This is a genomic window from Salmonella sp. SAL4457, assembly GCF_046548235.1.
In the GTDB taxonomy this organism is placed as follows: Bacteria; Pseudomonadota; Gammaproteobacteria; order Enterobacterales; family Enterobacteriaceae; genus Salmonella; species Salmonella enterica.
The window spans coordinates 1-237 of the sequence record NZ_JBGDZO010001296.1; the positions used below are offsets into that span (position 1 = coordinate 1).

A 237-nucleotide genomic window follows, 5' to 3' on the forward strand; every position below is an offset into this window, starting at 1 on the left:
GCGCTGATGGAGCGGGCCCTGGCGGGGCTCAACTGTCGGGTGATTCAATCAACGAGCGATGAGGCGCCAGGGCTTCTCGCGTATGTGGAACAGCACCTCGGCGCGCATCACTCGCCGGACCTCTTCCATGTGCAGCACGAGCTGAGCAAGGCGGTTGCGGCTCCCATGGCCGCCAAACAGCGCGCGGCAGAGAAGGCCATGACGACGGCTGCAGAGCAGCTCAGCCGTGTGCAAGAG

1 protein-coding gene is annotated in these 237 nt (G+C 65.4%); it reads left to right on the forward strand.

All coding sequences use genetic code 11. From position 1 onward, the window contains the following. The coding region (locus ACLJNW_RS28385) for a hypothetical protein (protein ID WP_410962000.1) at positions 1 to 237 on the forward strand (237 nt) is incomplete at both ends.